This is a genomic window from Acetobacter musti (assembly GCF_011516835.1).
In the GTDB taxonomy this organism is placed as follows: domain Bacteria; phylum Pseudomonadota; class Alphaproteobacteria; order Acetobacterales; family Acetobacteraceae; genus Acetobacter; species Acetobacter musti.
Genome location: NZ_WOTB01000046.1, coordinates 1 through 18374, shown reverse-complemented (window position 1 = coordinate 18374; position 18374 = coordinate 1). Strand labels below are relative to the sequence as shown.

The window sequence follows — 18374 nt, the reverse complement described above, 5'->3', positions numbered from 1 at the left end:
GCAGGAGCGGTTCAATAACTGCCCATAATTTATCGGAAACGAGAGGTGAAGCCATGGAGCCTCATCCCTCATTCAGGACCACAGTACAAGGGGTTTTGAAAGGCGCTCTTAATTCTTACGGAAACTACAATCTACAAAACTATCCAGATGGGTTGCAATTAAAAATGACGTGCACCGCACGATGATCTTCGTGCAGTTCACGCTTTGCGAAATTCAGGCCCCACAGGACGGCCAGCCCCAGCGCTGTACCCGTTACGCCGAGACGGCAGGCGCAACGAAGAATGCTGGCTTTTTTCCCGTCGTGCCGAGCAGCCAGTTCGTCTGCAGCATGACCACACAGGTGGCGAGGCGGACCCATGTGACGGTACGCAGACCAGCTGGACGCCCGCGCTTGCCGCGGGTCACTCCGAAAACCACCTCTGCTGCCAGCGCCACGAAAGCATCAGTATGATGCCAGACCACTTCTATTTGCCGGGGATAAAACCCAGTTCATAAAACGCGATACATAACAACATACCGCCACCAAGCAGAAGCAGTGGCGTCACTCTCGATTTAAGGAGTATGCCTGTCGTAACGATTGTTATCACCCTGGTGGGCCAACCGCCGGCCATGCCCCTGATCAGCACGTACCCCGCTGCGATGATCAGGCCAGCTGCTATCGGGCGAAGCCCGGTTTCAAGAGCGGTTTGCCATCTCGCGCCTCGATGGCGCGACCACACGCCGGCGAGAGTGAGCACAAGAAGCGCGGTCGGAATAAATATGGACAGTGTCGCTACGACTGCTCCCGCTGAACCGGCCACCCTCCAGCCAATCAAGGTGACCAGCAGAGAGGAGGGTCCGGGTGACATCCGTGAGATTGCATACGCGTCAACAAATTGTTGAGATGTCATCCAGTGATGTATGGTCACCACCTGTCGCTGAATCCCGGGAAGTGAACTCTGCCCTCCGCCGACCGTTGCAAGCGATAGCGGCGTCAACGCGAACATGAGCTCGACAAGGCGGTTAGCCATTTGGCGTGTCTTTTCCGGTGTCACGATAGGCGACTGTGATGCTGACTGCGCCCAGAATGGCCATCACCCAGAGTGTAGACCAACGCAGGATGCCGACTGCCACGAATGTCGCCGTCATGAGAAATAGGGGCACCACCTTGCGTTGCACCCGCCTGACGGCTGTGATTCCGATTGTGAGCGAAAGGGCGATGGAGGCCGCCGCCGCCCCCATCAGAACAATCGGGGTAAGTTTATACGGAGCGATCATACTGAAACCGCCTGCAATGAGAATGACGGCTACAGCGCCGGGCGCGACGATGCCAAGAAGCCCAATGACAGCGCCTGGGAATCCCATCAGCCTGTAGCCGACCCAGATGGCGATATTGGCCACATTTACACCCGGGAGGGCCTGGGAGATGGATAAGGCATTTAGAAACTCCTCCTCGTCGAGCCAGCGGCGATGCGTTACAAATTCACGCAGCATCCAGCCACTCATACCGCCTCCAAAGCTGGTCAGGGATACATGGGCGAACGCGGCGAACAGCGTAAGCAATGTAGGAGCGGAAGCAGGTCGGGAACGGCGCATACAGATATGACCTCGTAACGATTACCCCTGGATACACAGAAGACAGGTTTTACGCTGATTTTATTTAGATGTTTCCTGATAGATTTACCAGAGCCTCTGTTTCGAACGGTAAGAGACTGCTTCATACGATCACGTAATAACTGTCCTCAAACAGGCTGCAATTCGATGATCCCACTTCAATAATATGCCGAAAGGACGAGTCGGAACACTAATGGGCTACCCTGGGCGTAATTGTAAGTAATAGTCGGATTGGGTGAATACTGGAGTCCAAAATTAGCGTACATGCCGGGACGGATATGATATCCGTATGCGAGAGTAATGCTATTGATATTCTTTCTGATACCACCACCATTCTTCGCCTGATAATCGGCTACGCCAGAGATTGACCGAAGGTAATCCTTGCTTGCACCGGTCTGGTTCAGGACGAGCGCCAGCTGGTCAAATGGTCTGCCGGGGAATGGTCCTTTCACATAAGCACGAAGTTCATAATAGTGACTGTACTGGTATACTCTGGGATCGCCCCAGTTATAGCTGGCCCCGATATAGATGCCGTTGTTGGGACGGCCGGGATAAAGCTTGAAAAGCTGCTTATCGAAAAGGGCCCAAAAGGCGCTCCCATGTCGATAACCCTGGCCCATGAATGGCGTGTAATGCGACTCGTTATAAGCACCCCCGACACGGAACCAGGTGAACTTGGAATTGGCGGTGGCGGGGTGTTCATATCCGGCCTGCTCAAGAAAAACGATGCCGGATGTTGGATAGGTCACCCTCTTGCCATTGAAAATGTATGTACCGGCAGGCTCCCAAATTCGGGTCCCTGTCGGATTGACCACTTCGCCTTCGGGAACATAGCCGCCGGGTGACGCAGAGCGTTGAAAGATAGTCTGCACATAAAGGGCACGGGTCGCATTATAACGTATATTTACGGCCGGCGCGCCTTCGCCCGCGGCAGCTTCGCCGGATTCAGTGATGATGCTTGCCGCCGGGCCGATCGAACCATTTGCGACACCACCGCCGACCAGTGGGGCGACCCCAAAATACTGCTCATTGATGATGCCGACCTTGAAATCAAGCTTGTCACCAAAAAAGGGTTGGTCAATGTAGGCGGCACAGAGTCGAATTCCGCGCGGATAGATGTGGTAGGATCCAGCACCGGCGCAACCCCATACATCTGCCTGTCCGCCACGCAAACCCAGGCGGCCGAGGATGCGGCCCATATCGAAGGTCACATAGGCGTAGCTGGTCGATGTATCGAATTCGGATTGCTGACCGATGTAATGCTGTGCGCCGAATGTCCTTCTGGGAAGGTTTAGCAGCGGCTGATCGTAGCCGCCGCTGAACAGACCGCCGAAGGCAAAGCCGTTCCGAGCGAGAAATTCCTTCAGACCCCACATGTCGCCAAAGGTAGTATTGGTCGTCTCCGGAATATTGATCGCGGTGCGTGGCAAAAGGTTGTCAATATCAGCATATTTCGAATTGGACGGCGAGATCTGCTTTATGGCGCTTCCAGGTGTCCCGCCAACTCTCGTTCCCAATGGCGATGGACCTGTCTGGTTCGTTTGCACCGCAGTGTTCCGGGCGAGCACGCCGCCACTCTGCAGTTGAGACGCTTCCGGGTTTTTCCTCCAGCCAGACGGATGATTGACTTTACTGCCCTCCGCAATTTCGGGAGCGCTTGTGGAAGATGAGTTAATTTTCGACACCGGGGAAGGGGCCGGGTCGGAGATGACGGTGTCCGCCGCACAGGCGAACCGCGGTGTGAGTGATGCGGTAACTCCCGTCTCACACACGAGGAAGATTCCGATAAGTGCAGGAACGGCCTTCCCATATATTCGGCGTGTTCCAGCCGAACGGATGATCTTGGGTTTCATCGAATCTCAATTCCCTGTTTTTTTCTTGTTGGGATGTTGTCGTCGATAATGACTGTCGGGATTTGGGCTCCACGGTCGCTCCAAATCGGGACTGCTGGTCATTTGCATAAGAGCGAAGTCCGCCACATGCCCTGCGACTTTTGTGTTCAACGCGCACAGTTTTCCGCAAGAGCCACTCGGCAGAATGCTGCAATAGCCAAAACTGCTGGCAACGCGCACAAACAGCCATTTGTAAGAAGCGTAAATTTTTGGCAGTTCTGAAGGTGAAACAAAAGGAAAACACGGCTAATCGTAGATATTAACCAAAATTACGAAAGTAATTTTGCATTCATATATTTACGTTATTTGTGCAAGCCTCATTCTGGGTGGATTCTGGAAGGTCTATACTTCCGCGCCGAGCTCGATGCGGCTTCACAACCGTGGTTGATTCCTGTCACAGGGAGAGCTCTGCCATGCAGATCATTGATACACATCCACACGTCGCGTCCACCGACACGGCCCGCTATCCGATCTCTCCCCTCGGAGACAAGCAATCGGACTGGTCGCATGAACGGTCTGTCACAACACAGGAACTGATTGCGGCTATGGACGGAGCAGGCGTGGCGAAGGCCGCGCTTGTGCATTCGTCCACGACCTACGGTTTCAACTGCGACTACGTGGCCGATGCCGTGGCGGCTTACCCCGACCGCTTCACGGGTGTGTTTTCGATCAACGTATTGGCCGGGGATGCGGTGAACGAGATGCGTCGATGGTACGACAAGGGCCTTACCGGGATGCGCATTTACGTGAAGGGAACCACGGTCAGGGACGCGTGGCTGTCATTGGACGACGAACGAATTTTTCCAGTCTATTCGTACGCGGCTGAACGGGGAATTACCGTCGCGGTGAACATCAATGCGGCAGACGGATTCGATCCTCTTGAAACCATAGTGCGTAAATTTCCCGGCGTACGTTTCTTTCTTGATCACACGGGCCGAGCGGACTTCACTGGTGGCGCCCCGTTCAATGTTGCTCGTCCTCTCCTCAATCTTTCCCGCTATCCAAATCTTTATCTGAAAGTCACCTCCGTCAGCTTCCTGAAAGGGCGGGGATGGGAGGAGCCTGGGCCAGTTCTTGAGCGCCTTGTCGCCGAGTTCGGCGCCAACAAACTCGCCTGGGGGTCGAATTACCCTGCCAGTGAGGGCAGTCTGCAGGAACTCGTGGCCCTCGCCATGCACGCGACTGAGCGGCTTTCCGAGACGGACAGGGAGTGGCTGTTTTCGAAAACGGCCTTACAACTTTACCCTGCCCTCGCCTCGACAGGGGACAATAAGCGGAACATCTCCGACAGCTTATAAAGTGGACGTCCGGAATATGTGTGATGCGCTTGACAGCACAGGACAAATGCCTGTCGAAACAATTTACCGGGAACCGGATCGCCATCAAAGCATTGGTGTCTCATGTTTCTTTATCTGACGCTTCGAAACGTGAGTCTTCCATTCTTGTTCGCCTGAGAAAGTCCATAAAAACGGCCTGATTGTGAGTCGGCGTCCAGTTCTTACGTGTTGTGACGCCGATATATGCGATCGATTCCTCCAATTGGTGATTGATGGTTGTGAGGTTGTGGCCAAGACGCTGGTCCAGAAGAAGCTGCGATCTGGTCAATATGGTCATGCGGTCACTTTCTGTCAGCAACAGGAATATGATCGTAAGTGAATGAGCGCCGATGTTCGTGCGGGGCGTTGGGGAGAAATCCGAGAACAACTTCTCGTAATTGGTCCGTCTCGCGGCTGTCGGACCCGGTAAAAGCCAGTCATAGGCAGCTAAATCCTCGCGCGTGACCACGGCTTTGCTTGCGAGGGGATGGCCACGTCGAACCACGATTACATAAGGATCCGGCGCGAGAACTTCCTCGATGACATCGTCGGTGGGTGGAGGTGATCTGAGTGTCCCAACGATAAAGTCTAATGCTCCTGCGCGAAGTTTTTCCAGAAGGATGTCATAGGAGCTGGTAGCGATGTCGATGTTCACTTCCGGATGGTTTCCGATAAAACCGCTGATTGCCGAAGCCAGAAACCCGCTGCCGGCGAGCGGCAGCCCGCCGACCAGGATGCGCCCGCGTTCACGCATTTTCTGTGCTTCGATTTTCTCATAAGCCCATTCGAATTCCCGTACTGTCAGGTGCAGTCGGTTAGCCAGTCTGTAGCCCTGCTCGTTGACTGTCGAACCATGAGCCGTGTTGTAAAACAATTTCGTATTCAGGTGGCTCTCCAGCGTTCGGGCAGCGCGATGGATCGAAGGTTGCGACACACCGGCATAAAACGCCGCCTGGGTGAAAGAAGCCGCCTCCTTGATGGAAATAAGCGCCACAATTTGCGACTTTGTCACTCGTCGCGCGAGCATCTGAGTGGTTGTACTCCCTGTTGTCAGGGGGGAGGCGAACTGCTCAAGCGCAGCTTCGAGGTTAAGGATTATATTATCGGTATGTTCTTTCAGGATAATGCCGGTATCGGTAAGATAACTGCCGTTGTTACGCCGTTCGAACAGGCGTGTATCAAGATCCGCCTCAAGTTTGACGATTGCCTGGGTAACGGCCGACTGAGAAAGATTGAGCTCAGTGGATGCCTTTGAGATGCTCCGCAGTTCTGCAACTGCGGAAAAGGCCCGGATCAATCGCAGGCTTGGAAAAAAGCCGAACACGGTTGTGTATCGGCTATAGCCGGGACTGACTTCCTTAGAGCGTCCCGTATGTGCGACCGTTGTCTTAAGCATGGTCGCTTCCTCCAAATTTGTCCGTGTCGCTTCACCAGGCCGGAGCTGACGAGCCGGAGGGCCGGCTCTTTTTTTCCAAAATCATCAGCAGCCTGCATCCCTTTTAACGAAAAAAGTCCTCCCGGATCCGATAAAAAGGATCGCAAGGCTGAACACTATAGCGAGAACTTATAGGCGGACGCACCAAACCTGGCGTGACCATCGACGATCCGGAGTCCTAACCTCATCGAACGTCAAGAATGACTGCCTGATCAGCGTCACGGGAAGAGATGCACAACAGGCGGCGCAGTTTACGGGGCAGACAATGTCGATCAGTTGGTATTCCAAGTTAAATCCCATCGAACGAAGCACATTCTGGGCATCCTTTGCCGGCTATACGATGGATTCCTTTGACTCGACGATGTACGCCCTGGTGGCTCCGGTGCTGATCACTATCGTCGGCTTCACCAAGCCGGAGATCGGCGCTCTGACGACAGCGGGACTGATTGGCAATTGTCTCGGAGGATGGATCGCGGGCATCATTGCCGATCGGCTGGGGCGTATGACCCTGCTCAAGGCGACGATCCTGTGGGTAGCGGCTTTTTCCGGTCTGGCGGCGGCAGCGATGAACTATCAGGAGTTCTTTGCAGTTCGCTTTCTGCAAGGGCTCGGTTTCGGGGGAGAAGCAGCCGTTGCGGGAGTCCTGATCAGCGAGACCGTGCGTCCGGCGCTGCGCGGGCGGGTCGTTCCTGCAACTCAGGCCGGTTATGGGTTCGGCTATGCCCTCTCCACCATGCTGATGCCGGTCCTCTTCGCCCTGTTTCCACAAGCGGTCGGCTGGCGCGTTATGTTTGTTCTGGGCGTGATACCTGCACTTCTGGTCCTCTATATCCGTCGCAACGTCCCGGAGAGCACTACATTTCTGGCAAGCCTGAATGCTCGTCGCGCCGGTGCCAGGGTGGTGCCCTTCTGGTCGATCTTCAACCGCCTCAACCGCCGCTCTACCCTGGTGGGGCTCTTGCTTGCCACAGGTGTACTGGGGGGAGGCTTCGGAATACATGCGTGGCTTCCGACCTACCTCCGGCTGAGTCTGCATCTGAAGGTGGCCTCGACGGCAGCTTATCTTGCCTGCAGCATCGCGGGCTTACTGGTTGGCCCCGTCATCGCCGGGCTGGTCCGGGACCGGCTGGGGCGGCGCGCCGTGATTGTGTGTCTGCTGGCCTGCGATGCTTCTGTCGTCGCCTGTCTGCTGTATCTGCATTTTGGCCTCCTGGGTGTGTTGTCCCTGATTTTCCTGCAAGGCACTTTGCAGGGCGGGGCAGCAGCCTGTCTGCTTCCGACTTTCGCTGAGCTTTTCCCGACCGAAATTCGCGCGAGTGGCGTGGGGTTCTGCATCACCGGTGGTCGCGGGTTCGGATCGATCTGTACTTCTGTCGTCGGCCTCTTATCGACGACGATGCCGCTCGGACACGCCATGGGGGTCTGTTCACTTAACGCGTTCGGCCTGGCAGCCGTAGCCGCCCTGTTCCTGCCGCGCCAGAACGGCGATGACCTCGATGATGTCGGAACGGCTGCGCACGGCCTGGGAATGGCCGAACCAGTATTTTGATGCTCCCGAGATCTTCGGGAACAGGTCTCCGGAGCAGCACACCAAACTCCGTCGACTGAATTACAATGCTTTGCACAGGAGAATGACCTTGGCAGACAAAATTCATCTCAGGATCGCAATCGCCGAACATCCGAACACATCCAGAATTCGTGATGGATCCATACCCATCGAGGGTGTGGACGCCGAATTCATTACAGTGAAACCCCAGATCGGCGCTTTCCGCCGCATGGTACGTGACGTCGAGTTTGATGTCTGCGAACTGGCACCGACCACCTACATTATCGCACGGGCTTATAACGCACCTTTTGTAGCTCTCCCGATTTTCGTTGTAAGGCGCTTTCATCATGCGGGACTGCTGGTACGCCCGGACGCGGGTATCGTGAAACCCAAAGATCTGGAAGGTAAGAAGGTCGGGGTACGGGCCTATTCCGTCACAACAGGGGTATGGACACGCCAGGTACTGATTGATGAATTTGGCGTCGACTGCTCCAAAATCACCTGGGTCGTCGATGATGAGGAGCATGTTCCCCAGCTTAAATTGCCTGCGAACGTCGTTCACGTGGCAGAAGGCCATTCGCTGGCCGGCATGATGGCTGACGGCGAGATTCAGGCTGGCTTCCACGCCAATGCCGGAATTGGTCGCATGGGCGCACCCACAGGCGAGGGCTGGAAAGAGATAGAAGCCGACTATCCTGACCTCATGCCCGATGCGGAGAAACTGGAGGCCGAGTATTATCACAGGACCGGCATCTATCCGATGCACGGCACCATCGTCGTGAAGGAATCCATACTCGCGGAGCATCCGTGGGTGGCGCGCTCCATCTATGATGCCTTCGTGAAGGCCAAACAGCAGTGGCTTGAGGATCTGGACGCCGGCCGAGCAGTCAGCAAGACCGACAAGAGGTATCTTAAGCTGCGCGAAATCGTCGGTTCCGACCCGCTGCCCTATGGGCTCAAAGCAAACCTGCCGACGATCGAGGCGCTGGAGCAAACCGCTTTCAAGCAGGGGCTTACGCCCAGGCATATGTCGGTTGAAGAATTGTTTATCGATCCGGAAACAATCGCTCCTCGCGCCTGAAAATGACGACCAGGAACCAGTTGAACAAGTGGGGCATGATGACGGATTATGACACGGTGAGCAGGCGTCGCCTGCTGGTCGGAGCGGCATCATGTTCGGTTCTTGCTCTTGCACAGGCGCGTGGCCGTGCGCAGACGTCTTCGGGCAGTTTTGCAGTCAGGGTGGCCAGTAATCAGGGACCGGAGAATGCGACTCTTCAGAGACTGATGCTGGAACGCGGCTATTTCCGTGCTTTGTCGCTGGACATTCGGCTCGCGGAAAGCCGTTCGGTTTCAGGTCCGATGGAAGCAATCCTGCATGGCGAAGCTGACATCTGCATGATTTCAGCCTATGCGGGCATCCTGCCAGCCATTGCGCAGGGCGCGCCCGTACGGCTGGTGGGCGCTGCGTTACGGTTGCCAACTCTGGCTGTCTACAGCGGACGAAAGGACATCCGGCATGTTTCCGATCTCGCCGGCCGCACAATCGGCGTGGGGCCTCGGAACGGTCTCCTCCACATCCTGGCTCTTGCGTTGCTGCACGAGAAGGGCATCGATGGCACTCGCGTGAATTTCGTCAATATCGGCAGTAATGCTCAGGTTTTCCAGGCTGTCCTGAGCGGCAGGGTCGATGCTGGTCTGAGTGGCGAGGCTGACGCTGATACGACGACTGCCGTGCATATGCTTAGTGACGGAAAGTTGTGGGAACAATTGCCCCGCTACACGTACCAGACTGCCTATGCCTCGGTTAGCGCAATCAATGAAAAACCGGAAGCGCTTGCACGGTGCATCGCAGCCTATGTCAGACTCTTCAGGTACCTGTCGAGCCCCGTCTCCCGGGAAGCCTATATTGAGGCAAGACAGTTTGTCTCGAAGATGGGTGCCGACGAGGCAGAAAGCGCATGGACATTCATACAGAAACATCAACCCTACGCATTGAATACGGGCCTTTCGCGGGATCAGGTGGACTATCTCCAGAAACTGAACGTGTCAGCCGGGCTGCAGACGGCAATGCTGCCTTTTGACCACGTCGTCGACCTGGGACCAGCAACACTCGCCAGGCAATTCCTGAGTAGTTGAAAGGAGAATCCAGGGGCGTGGTTTGATGGTGAATTATTTTCACGCGAGTTAAAGGAAACCCTGAGAGCAGATACATCATGGCAGCGCCACGACCACGCATGCCGTGCGAGCAACAATACAGCGATCGGAAGCTTCACTTACTGCCCTCAGCTATGACGCCGGAATCACCCCGAAAACAGTGGGGAAATGACGGAAGCGCCGGACTATCGAGGATCAGAAGACTGGCCCAAAGCGCCCCGTTTAACTGTTCTGTCCGGGACAGAGGAAGCGATGGTCGTGGCCTTTCGTCGGCATACCTTACGGCTACAAGCAGGAGTTCGCCGAACGCACTTTCCGGCAGCTCGAAGCGTTTGGCTCCTACGGATTTCCCGCGAGTTACGCGGCGAGTTTTGCGCTGATCGCCTATGTTTCGTCGTGGCTGAAATGCCATCATCCGGATGTCTTCTGCGCCGCACTGCTCAACAGTCAGCCCATGGGCCTCTATGCCCCGCCCCGGATCGTCGGCAAGGCCCGCGGGCACGAGATCGAAGTGCGACCGATCTGCGTGAACCAATCCCGCTGAGTCTGTACGCCTGAGGGGCGCTCGGAAAGCGCGCGTCTGGCGAGGTTCGCCTCGGTCTGCGACAGGTCAGAGGGCTGGCGGGTGAACAGGATTTTTCTGGAAAGATATCGAATTCGTCAGTTAATATAATTTCATTTCAGAAATGATGAATTCTGTCATGTCCTCGGTCGTTATTCACAATCTTCCGGAAGAGACGCATCGGGCGTTGAAAGCGCAGGCCGTGCTGCATGGGCGACTGGAACAGGAGGTGCTGCCTCTTTTCGAGGGACGTGTCCTGTCGTTCGATCTGGCGGCATCACAGGTTTACGCCGGGTTGATGGTGCGGGCCAGGGCTGAGGGACAAGCGATCAGCAAGGCAGACGGGTACATCGTCGCGACTGCCGCAGCCCGTGGTTATACCATGGTCAGTCGGGACGTATCGCCCTCAGGGCAGCCGATGTGCGAATTCTCAATCCCCCGGGAGGATGCCTGATATCCGGGGCAGATCCGGCCGACGTGCAATTGAGTATCCTGTGCGCCGAAATGACGGTACTCTGCATCCTGGCCGCAGGCGTGGCAGCATAATAAGCGTTTGAGTTTATTGAAGAAGCATTCGACCTGATGACGTTCCTTGTAGAGGCTCCAGTTGATTGGAGGCATGGTGGCGCGGGTAGGATTGGCCCTGATCTGAGCGGTTGCCCTGAGGTCAACAGCTATAAAGACGCGTAGCGGGTCTGCGTGAGCACGGACAATCATGCTGTCAATCATCATGTATTCGTTGTCGTGATCAGCCGCCAGATGCCGGAAAACCCGCTCGATCACGACACTTTCGCAGCAGCGGCGCTGACGCCGATGCACATTCTTCCGGTCGCCGAACCGGACTGGCAGATCACGCCAGGGATGTCTGCGCAATAGCGATACAGCACAGCTTCCACAAACAGACGGTTATCTTCTGCAGCCGTTCCACCGACATGACCTTCACGACCCGGAAGAAGATCCTTTATCCGCTCACTCTGGCCATATCGCCCCATTCCCATCTCTCTGAAAACGAGAGAGAAAACATCACAGATCAGGCAGGAGTACACGCTTCATCAAACCTCGCGCCCTGACTGACGGCGCGCCCTAAATAGAAGACCCGTTATGGTGGGAACGACACGGGATTTTGTAAATTTCCAGTGCGTTCCGGAGCAGCCTGTCGGCACCACGGAAACGTCTGAACAACAGAGACCTATTTTCCTTTTAATCCATTATGGTCGCGCCATCCGCCCCCCATGGCCCGCACAAGATCAATGCCACTCATGAGACGGCGCGTATTGACCGTAATCAGGTCTTCGCGCGCCTGCAGTTCAGCCGTCTGGGCAATGACAACCTGCAGGTAATCAACGGCCCCTTCGCGGTACTGAATACTGGCCAGATGGTCGGTGCGCGTTGCCGCCGTCACTCCTTCCTCCTGCCGCGTGGCGGCGTCGGCCAGATGATTGAGGAGCGCCAGCTGGTCCTCAACCTCGCGGAAAGCCGTCAATGCTGTCTGACGGTAACTGGCTGCCGCCTCAGCATATTCTGCATGAGTAAGGGCCAGATTGGCAAACCGTCGTCCACCATCAAATATGGCCAGTGTTGCCAGCGCCGGGCCAAGCGCCCACACACCGCTCCCGGCCGAAGCCAGCATACTGGTCGTGGTTTCCGAGCCACCCATCGCTCCAAGCGTGATGTTGGGAAAGAAGGCCGCCCTTGCCACCCCGACCCGGGCATTGGCCGCTGCCATGTGCCGCTCTGCCGATGCGACATCCGGCCTGCGTTCCAGCAGGTGGGCGGGAGCGGTGATGGGAATGACCGGCACGGGCTGCAGGTCATCCACCGGCGGAATTGAAAAGGTGGAAGGCTGCTCACCGATCAGCACGGCAATGGCATGTTCCATCAGCGCGCGGTCCGCCACCTGCTGTTCCAGCCGGGATTGTGTTGTGGTCAGCTGGGTGCGTGCACGGCCTACATCCAGTTCATTCGCCGCCCCGCCGACAAAGCGCTTTGTGGTCAGATCCAGCGCTGCGGAATAGGCCGCTATGGTCTTTCGCAACAGGCTGACGCGGGCATCCAGACCGCGGAGCTGGAAATAATCATCGCCCAGTTCACCTTCCAGACTGAGACGGAGTGATGCGAGGTCGGCCGCGCTTGCCTGGGCGCTGGCCCGTGCCGCCCTGACCAGATTGCGGATACGACCCCAGATATCCGGCTCCCATGAAACGGTGCCTCCGGATTCATAATCGCGGTATTCGTAATAATTTCCGTTTGCAACAAAGAGCGCACGTTCACGCTGTGCGCTGGCTGTTGCATCGATCTGGGGGAAAAAGTCGGCCCGCGCCCGCCTGACCAGCGCCCGCGCCTCATCATATCGCGCCACGGCGGCGGCCAGTTGCGGACTGCCGTGTTCGACCCTGTCCTCCAGCCGGTCCAGATCCTCATCTCCCATGACCGCCCACCACGCCCCCCGTTGAGCGGTATCGGCGGGCTGTGCCGGTGTCCAGGGTCCGGTTTCCCTGAATGTCACGGGTATGTCAGGGAGTGTGGGCTTATGGTATCGGGGGGCCAGATTGCAGCCGCACAGCAGAACGAGGAAGAACAGAACCACCCTGCCCCGCTCAGTTGCCATGTCCACCACCTTCACGCGGTCTGACGGAATCTCCATCCCCGATATCATCCGGCGGGTTGGTTATGATCCTGTCCTGTGGTGCGAGCCCCGTCACCTCAAGTTCGGTCCCGAAATCGATCAGGATCGAGACGGGCTGTATCCTGGCATGGTCATGTTCATCCACCAGCGCCACGGTTGGCCCGTCCTTGCGGAAGAGCAGACTGCTGGCGGGAACACGCACGGTGGGCGGCGCCTGTGGCTCCGGACCGTGAAACGTAAAGGCGATCTGGGCATAGGCCCCTGGTTTGAGAAGATTTTCCCCATTCTCATAGACAAGCTGGACCAGCATCGTTCCCGACTGGGAATCAACCGCATCCGCAGAATGAAGCAGACGGGCCTCAAACTGCCGGTTACGGTAATCTGGCACCGTGAAATGTGCCACAAAGCCCTCCCGCATTCGCGCGGCATAGGCCTGTGGCACCCGCACATAAAGCCGCAGGCGGGTCACGTCCGATACGGTAAAAAGCGGCTGGCTCGCCGCCGTGCCGGCTACGATCAGCGCACCGATATCGGTCGCGCGGCTGGTCACCACACCGGCAAAAGGAGCAATGATGTGCTTGAAGCCGGAAAGCGTCTCAAGCCGCTCCACCTCCGCCGCAGCTTCATGCCGCGTGGCCTCGCTGGCCGCAAGATCGCCCCGACGTTCGTCCGTTTCCTGCTGGGATACGGCATTCTGGGCATTCAGCCGGTCCCACCGGCGTGATGTAATCCCCGCCAGATCACGTTGTGCGGTCCGTGTGCCCAGCGCGGCCCTTGCTCCGGCAAGCTGCAGATCAACATCGGGTGTATCGATTTCCGCCAGAAGCTGGCCTGCTTCCACCTTCTGCCCGATATCGACATACCATTTCCGCAGATAGCCATTGGTGCGGGCATAGACCGGTGCGCTGTACCATGCCTGCAGGATGCCGGGCAGGACCAGCGTGTCAACGGCGTGGCCACCCGGATGCACGACCGTTACACTGGGTACCAGCGCCGCAACATTCATCGCATGAAGCTGATGGCGGTCATGGATGCGCATAATCGTGCCCGCGACGAGTATGATCCCGAAAATGCACGCCGCGACAGGAATGATCCAGCGCAGACGTGGTTTGGGACCGGCGGCTGCGACAGCGTGGCTTTCAGCCATGGGCATGTGTCCCGTCGGTCCCATGCCGTGCATGCCTGTCATAGATGATGGCGAAGAGTGACGGCACAAAAAACAGAGAGGCACAGGTGGCAAAAATCAGGCCGCCAATGACAGCCCGTCCCAGCGGTGCATTCTGCTCCCCGCCTTCACCCAGCCCCAGCGCCATAGGCAGCATGCCGATGACCATAGCCAGCGCCGTCATGATGACAGGCCGCAGGCGGGTGCTGCCCGCCGTCAGAGCGGCCCTGAGCGCATCTCCATGCTCAGCCAGTTGTTCACGGCAGAAGGTGATGACAAGGATGGAATTGGCCGTCGCCACCCCCATGCACATGATCGCTCCCGTCAACGCGGGCACGGAAAGCGAAGTATGCGTTGCAAACAGCATCCAGCATATCCCCGCCAGCGCGCCCGGCGGCGCCAGCACAACGATGCACGGATCGGTCCAGCTCTGAAAATTGATGACAATGAGAAGATAGATCAGAACGATCGCCCCCAGCAGGCCAAACCCCATACCGGAAAAGGCGGTTGTCATGGCCTGGTACTGGCCACGCAGCGTAACCGTGACGGTCTCGGGCCGGTCATGTTCCAGATGGTGGAGGGCCGCCTGCACGTCCGATGCGATGGCACCCAGATCGCGTCCGTCCCCGCCTGCGAAAACATCGATCAGCGAGCGGATATTATACTGTGCTTCGACTGGTGAGGTCGTGTCGCGCGTAATGGTGCCAAGGGCACCGAGCACCTGAAGCCGGGTGGTCGACACTCCGGTTACGGGCAGGCCGATGATATCCGCCAGAGAACTGATCCGGTATTCGGGCATCTGCACCGCGATGGGGTAAGTGACCATGCTGTGCGGGTCCAGCCAGTAAAGCGGGGCGGTCTGCACGGTTCCGGCAATGGAGGTTGCGATGGCGCTGGTGATATCCCCTTCCGTCAGGCCAAGCTGGTTGATGCGGGTGCGGTCCGCATCAAAACGCAGTTCGGGGTAATGGCCGGGCTGCTGGATGCGGGCATCGACCAGGCCGTCAATGGGACGTATGGCGCGCAATATGCGGCCGGCAAACTGCCGCGTCTCGTCAGGGTTGGGGCCGGATACCTGAATGTCGATCGGGGCCGGTGCGCCGAAATTGAGGATCTGGGTCGTGATGTCCGACGGCAGGAAGGCAAAACTGGCCTCGGGGAATGCTCTGGGCAGTTCACGCCGCAGAATGCGGATGTACCGCTCGGTCGGGTGATGATTTTCCTTGAGAGCGACGAGGATATCGCCATCCTGCGGCCCGATGGTACCCGATGCATTATAGGCGACATTGATGGCGCTGGTGGGCAGGCCGATATTGTCGGCAATGGAGTCAATCTCGCTTGCCGGAACCCTTTGGCGGATCTCTTTTTCGATGCGCTGGAACAGGGCCGACGTCTCCTCGATCCGCATGCCTGTGGGGCCACGCACATGCAGAGTCATCGTGCCCGCATCGACCTGCGGAAAGAAGTTGCGACCAAGGAACGGGAGCAAACCCATGCTGAGAGCGGCAAAGCACAGGAAAGCAGCCACGAACCGGCCGCGATAGTCCAGAATACTTCCCAGAAGCGCACTGTAGCGGGCACGCAACGCCTCAAAACGTCGCTCGAAACCGTGCTGGAAGCGTGTGAAGATATTCTCTCCGGGCTGTTTTGCGTCCTCATGCGGACGCAGCAGGAACATGGCCATGGTCGGCACGAGTGTGCGTGACAGGATGAAGGACATGGTCATGGCGAACATGACCGACAGCGCCATCGGCACGAACAGGAAGCCCGCCACACCCGGCAGGTAGAACATCGGCACAAACACGATGCAGATACAGATAAGCGAAAGAAAAGCCGGGACGATGATCTCCCCTGATCCGTCAACGATGGCGGTATGGACGTCCTTGCCCATTTCGAGGTGACGCTCGATATTCTCGATTGTAACCGTCGCCTCATCCACCAGAATGCCCACGGCCAGCGCAAGGCCGCCCAGTGTCATGACATTCAGCGTTTCACCCAGCACGGACAGTGCCACGACCGCACCCATGACCGATAACGGGATGGAGGTCGCCACAATAAGCGTGGATCGCCATGAACCAAGAAACAGCAGAATCATGAGGCTGGTCAGGCCAGCCGCGATCGCCCCTTCGCGCATCACCCCATCCACGGCCGCCCGGACAAAAAGCGACTGATCGTTGACGGGCCTGAGTTTAAGCTGCCTCGGCAGGCCGCGTGTCGCATCGGGGATCATCGTCTTGATCCCCTCCACGATGGCGATCGTGGAGGTGGCGCCCGATTTCAGCACGGTCAGGAGCGCGGAGCGCTGGCCATCCACATGCACCACGTTCTGCTGGGGCGTGGAACCATCACGCACATGGGCCACATCACGCACACGTACGACTGCACCATTGATCGTGCGTACGGGCAGCATGTTGAGCAGTTCGACCGAAAGCGGCGCGTTGTTCAGCCTGAAATTATACTGGTACTCCCCGATTTTTACGAAACCTGCGGGAGTGATCTGTGTCTGGGTGGTCAGAGCGTTGCTCACATCCTGAGCGGATACGCCCCGGGACTGCAACTTGCCGGGGTCGAGATCCATCTGGATCTGACGCACGCGACCGCCATAGGGGTAAGGCAGGGCCGCGCCCGGCACTGTTACCAGCCGGTTACGGATGAAGTTGAAACCGTAATCATAAAGCTGTTGTTCGGTCATGCCCTCGCCTGACAGTGCAAGCTGCACGATCGGCACGGTGGAGGCATTGTAATTCAGGATCAGCGGCGGGGTGGTGCCAATGGGGAGCTGGCGCAGAATGGTCTGGGCGATGGCGGTGACCTGCGCGTTCGCGATGCTGATATCGGTGCCAGGCTGGAAAAAGACCTTTATCACACCGATGCCCGTCAGCGACTGTCCCTCGATATGCTCGATATTGTTGACCGTCGTGGTCAGCGTGCGCTGGAACGGCAGTACGATGCGCCCGGACATATCCTGCGGAGAGAGGTTGCTGTAGGTCCATGCCACCGCAATGACGGGAATGCCGATATCGGGAAAGATGTCCTCTGGCGTGCGGATGGCAGAAAGCACCCCGGATATGGCGATAAGGATGGCCATCACAACAAATGTATAGGGACGGGCAAGTGCCAGTAGTACAATTGCATTCATGCCGTTATTTTCTATCGATTGTGATGCCCTGATGATTCATATGTTCGCAGGCCAGCAGACAACGCCTGTCGCGCTGGCCGGTTTATGGCCTGGGGCCAACAATTTTGAATCAGGGCGTGTCGTCAGTTAACAGGAGGCGATAGCGGCCTTATACTTCAGCTTGTTTTATGATGTTTTCCCTGATTTTCAGAGAGCAATGCGGATGCGACGGTATGGCCTGAGCGACGGTCAGTGGGAGTAGATAAAAGGATATTCTTCCGGGGCGCGAAGGTCATGTCGGCGGGAATCGCGCCTCGGTGACGGAAAGAATGTCCACCGGCGGTTACGTCGCTGGTGCGAAGGCGGCGTGACCGAACGAATTTTCCGGCATCTGGCCGCAGATCACGACAATGAATACATGATGACCGAAAGCACGATTGTGCGGGCTCACCAGCATAGTGAGGGCGCCCGTAAAAAGGGGGCGCGGATCAGGCCATCGGCCGATCCCGTGGCGGACTGACCACGAAGACTCACGCCATTGTCGATGCGGCAGGAAAGGCCATGATTCTGTCCTGACACCCGGACAAGGGCGGATATCACCGAAGCAGAACCTCTCCTGCATAAAGGAGATCCTGCAGCTTTCATCGCCGACAAGGCTTATGACGCTGACCCACTCATTGAAAAGCTTGAATATCGGGGGATTGCACCGGTTATCCTTTCAGGGAAGAACCGACGCAATCCATGGAAAATCCGCTTCTCACTGCACAAAAAAGAAACGAGACCGAACGCTTCTTCGCCAGACTGAGGCAGTTCAGAGCTATCGCAACGCGCTGTGACAGGATGAAATCAGCCTCAGGCTCAGGACTCCTGGCCAGAACATGACGGTTTCAGCGAGACAGATGGCTGAGAAGAAGACGGTCGGGCATCTGTCGTAGCGGGTTGCGACCCGCCGCCGGTCCCTGAG

13 protein-coding genes and 4 pseudogenes are annotated in these 18374 nt (G+C 57.2%); 8 read left to right on the top strand and 9 right to left on the bottom strand.

The features are described from left to right. The coding region (locus GOB93_RS21275) for a hypothetical protein (protein WP_206752622.1) at positions 1–185 on the top strand (185 nt) is incomplete at its 5' end. Positions 186–252: 67 nt separating this feature from the next. On the opposite strand, the gene GOB93_RS19145 is transcribed toward GOB93_RS21275, so the two are convergent. The 4 genes from GOB93_RS19145 to GOB93_RS19130 form a co-directional block, all read right to left on the bottom strand. Beyond that, a complete protein-coding gene (locus tag GOB93_RS19145) occupies positions 253–462 on the bottom strand; it encodes a hypothetical protein (protein WP_173585033.1) in 210 nt (69 codons plus the stop codon). A gap of 2 nt (positions 463–464) precedes the next feature. Further along, complete coding sequence (locus GOB93_RS19140; protein WP_173585032.1) at positions 465–1010, bottom strand: chromate transporter; 546 nt, start codon at positions 1008–1010, stop codon at positions 465–467. Then, the gene (locus GOB93_RS19135) at positions 1003–1575 is read right to left on the bottom strand and encodes a chromate transporter (RefSeq protein WP_173585031.1); all 573 of its coding nucleotides are present in this window, start codon (positions 1573–1575) and stop codon (positions 1003–1005) included. The genes GOB93_RS19140 and GOB93_RS19135 overlap by 8 nt, the downstream gene beginning before the upstream one ends. A 176-nt stretch (positions 1576–1751) precedes the next feature. Next, positions 1752–3446: a carbohydrate porin gene (locus GOB93_RS19130; RefSeq protein WP_173585030.1), complete on the bottom strand. Its 1695-nt coding sequence runs from the start codon at positions 3444–3446 to the stop codon at positions 1752–1754. A gap of 452 nt (positions 3447–3898) precedes the next feature. Here GOB93_RS19130 and GOB93_RS19125 point away from each other — a divergent pair, with 452 nt between their 5' ends. Further along, on the top strand, positions 3899–4783 hold the full coding sequence (locus GOB93_RS19125; protein WP_173585029.1) for an amidohydrolase family protein: 885 nt from the start codon (positions 3899–3901) through the stop codon (positions 4781–4783). Between the two features lie 100 nt (positions 4784–4883). Here GOB93_RS19125 and GOB93_RS19120 read toward each other — a convergent pair whose 3' ends face one another. Beyond that, a complete protein-coding gene (locus GOB93_RS19120) occupies positions 4884–6197 on the bottom strand; it encodes a LysR family transcriptional regulator (protein ID WP_173585028.1) in 1314 nt (437 codons plus the stop codon). Positions 6198–6501: 304 nt separating this feature from the next. Here GOB93_RS19120 and GOB93_RS19115 point away from each other — a divergent pair, with 304 nt between their 5' ends. The 5 genes and pseudogenes from GOB93_RS19115 to GOB93_RS19100 all read left to right on the top strand — a co-directional run. Then, the gene (locus GOB93_RS19115) at positions 6502–7785 is read left to right on the top strand and encodes an MFS transporter (protein ID WP_173585027.1); all 1284 of its coding nucleotides are present in this window, start codon (positions 6502–6504) and stop codon (positions 7783–7785) included. Then, positions 7724–8863: an ABC transporter substrate-binding protein gene (locus GOB93_RS19110; protein WP_198912732.1), complete on the top strand. Its 1140-nt coding sequence runs from the start codon at positions 7724–7726 to the stop codon at positions 8861–8863. The genes GOB93_RS19115 and GOB93_RS19110 overlap by 62 nt, the downstream gene beginning before the upstream one ends. Positions 8864–8919: 56 nt before the next feature. Beyond that, entirely contained in the window at positions 8920–9921 is a 1002-nt protein-coding gene (locus tag GOB93_RS19105) for an ABC transporter substrate-binding protein (protein WP_173585026.1), read from the top strand. Between the two features lie 70 nt (positions 9922–9991). After that, positions 9992–10221: pseudogene (locus GOB93_RS21760) on the top strand (IS481 family transposase); the annotation flags it as partial. A 419-nt stretch (positions 10222–10640) separates the two neighbouring features. Continuing rightward, a pseudogene (locus GOB93_RS19100) lies at positions 10641–10939 on the top strand (FitA-like ribbon-helix-helix domain-containing protein); the annotation flags it as partial. Positions 10940–11200: 261 nt separating this feature from the next. Here the strand turns inward: GOB93_RS19100 and GOB93_RS19095 are convergent. The 4 genes and pseudogenes from GOB93_RS19095 to GOB93_RS19080 all read right to left on the bottom strand — a co-directional run. Further along, positions 11201–11493 (bottom strand): annotated as a pseudogene (locus GOB93_RS19095) (transposase); the annotation flags it as partial. A gap of 197 nt (positions 11494–11690) precedes the next feature. Continuing rightward, positions 11691–13145 carry an efflux transporter outer membrane subunit gene (locus GOB93_RS19090; protein WP_242010927.1) on the bottom strand — a complete coding sequence of 485 codons (1455 nt, stop codon included), beginning with the start codon at positions 13143–13145 and terminating at the stop codon, positions 11691–11693. After that, complete coding sequence (locus GOB93_RS19085) at positions 13099–14274, bottom strand: efflux RND transporter periplasmic adaptor subunit (protein ID WP_173585025.1); 1176 nt, start codon at positions 14272–14274, stop codon at positions 13099–13101. Before GOB93_RS19085 ends, GOB93_RS19090 begins: the two co-directional genes overlap by 47 nt. Continuing rightward, positions 14267–17431 (bottom strand): efflux RND transporter permease subunit, encoded by a 3165-nt coding sequence (locus GOB93_RS19080; RefSeq protein ID WP_173585024.1) that lies wholly within the window; start codon positions 17429–17431, stop codon positions 14267–14269. Before GOB93_RS19080 ends, GOB93_RS19085 begins: the two co-directional genes overlap by 8 nt. A 202-nt stretch (positions 17432–17633) precedes the next feature. Here GOB93_RS19080 and GOB93_RS19075 point away from each other — a divergent pair. Further along, positions 17634–18292: pseudogene (locus GOB93_RS19075) on the top strand (IS5 family transposase). Positions 18293–18374: the final 82 nt, after the last annotated feature.

Excerpts from the sequence above, each read along its gene's own strand:
- GOB93_RS19140 (WP_173585032.1), bottom strand. The coding sequence starts at position 1,010 with ATGGCTAACCGCCTTGTCGAGCTCATGTTCGCGTTGACGCCGCTATCG.
- GOB93_RS19135 (WP_173585031.1), bottom strand. The coding sequence starts at position 1,575 with ATGCGCCGTTCCCGACCTGCTTCCGCTCCTACATTGCTTACGCTGTTC.
- GOB93_RS19130 (WP_173585030.1), bottom strand. The coding sequence starts at position 3,446 with ATGAAACCCAAGATCATCCGTTCGGCTGGAACACGCCGAATATATGGG.
- GOB93_RS19125 (WP_173585029.1), top strand. The coding sequence starts at position 3,899 with ATGCAGATCATTGATACACATCCACACGTCGCGTCCACCGACACGGCC.
- GOB93_RS19120 (WP_173585028.1), bottom strand. The coding sequence starts at position 6,197 with ATGCTTAAGACAACGGTCGCACATACGGGACGCTCTAAGGAAGTCAGT.
- GOB93_RS19115 (WP_173585027.1), top strand. The coding sequence starts at position 6,502 with ATGTCGATCAGTTGGTATTCCAAGTTAAATCCCATCGAACGAAGCACA.
- GOB93_RS19110 (WP_198912732.1), top strand. The coding sequence starts at position 7,724 with ATGACCTCGATGATGTCGGAACGGCTGCGCACGGCCTGGGAATGGCCG.
- GOB93_RS19090 (WP_242010927.1), bottom strand. The coding sequence starts at position 13,145 with ATGGAGATTCCGTCAGACCGCGTGAAGGTGGTGGACATGGCAACTGAG.
- GOB93_RS19085 (WP_173585025.1), bottom strand. The coding sequence starts at position 14,274 with ATGGCTGAAAGCCACGCTGTCGCAGCCGCCGGTCCCAAACCACGTCTG.
- GOB93_RS19080 (WP_173585024.1), bottom strand. The coding sequence starts at position 17,431 with ATGAATGCAATTGTACTACTGGCACTTGCCCGTCCCTATACATTTGTT.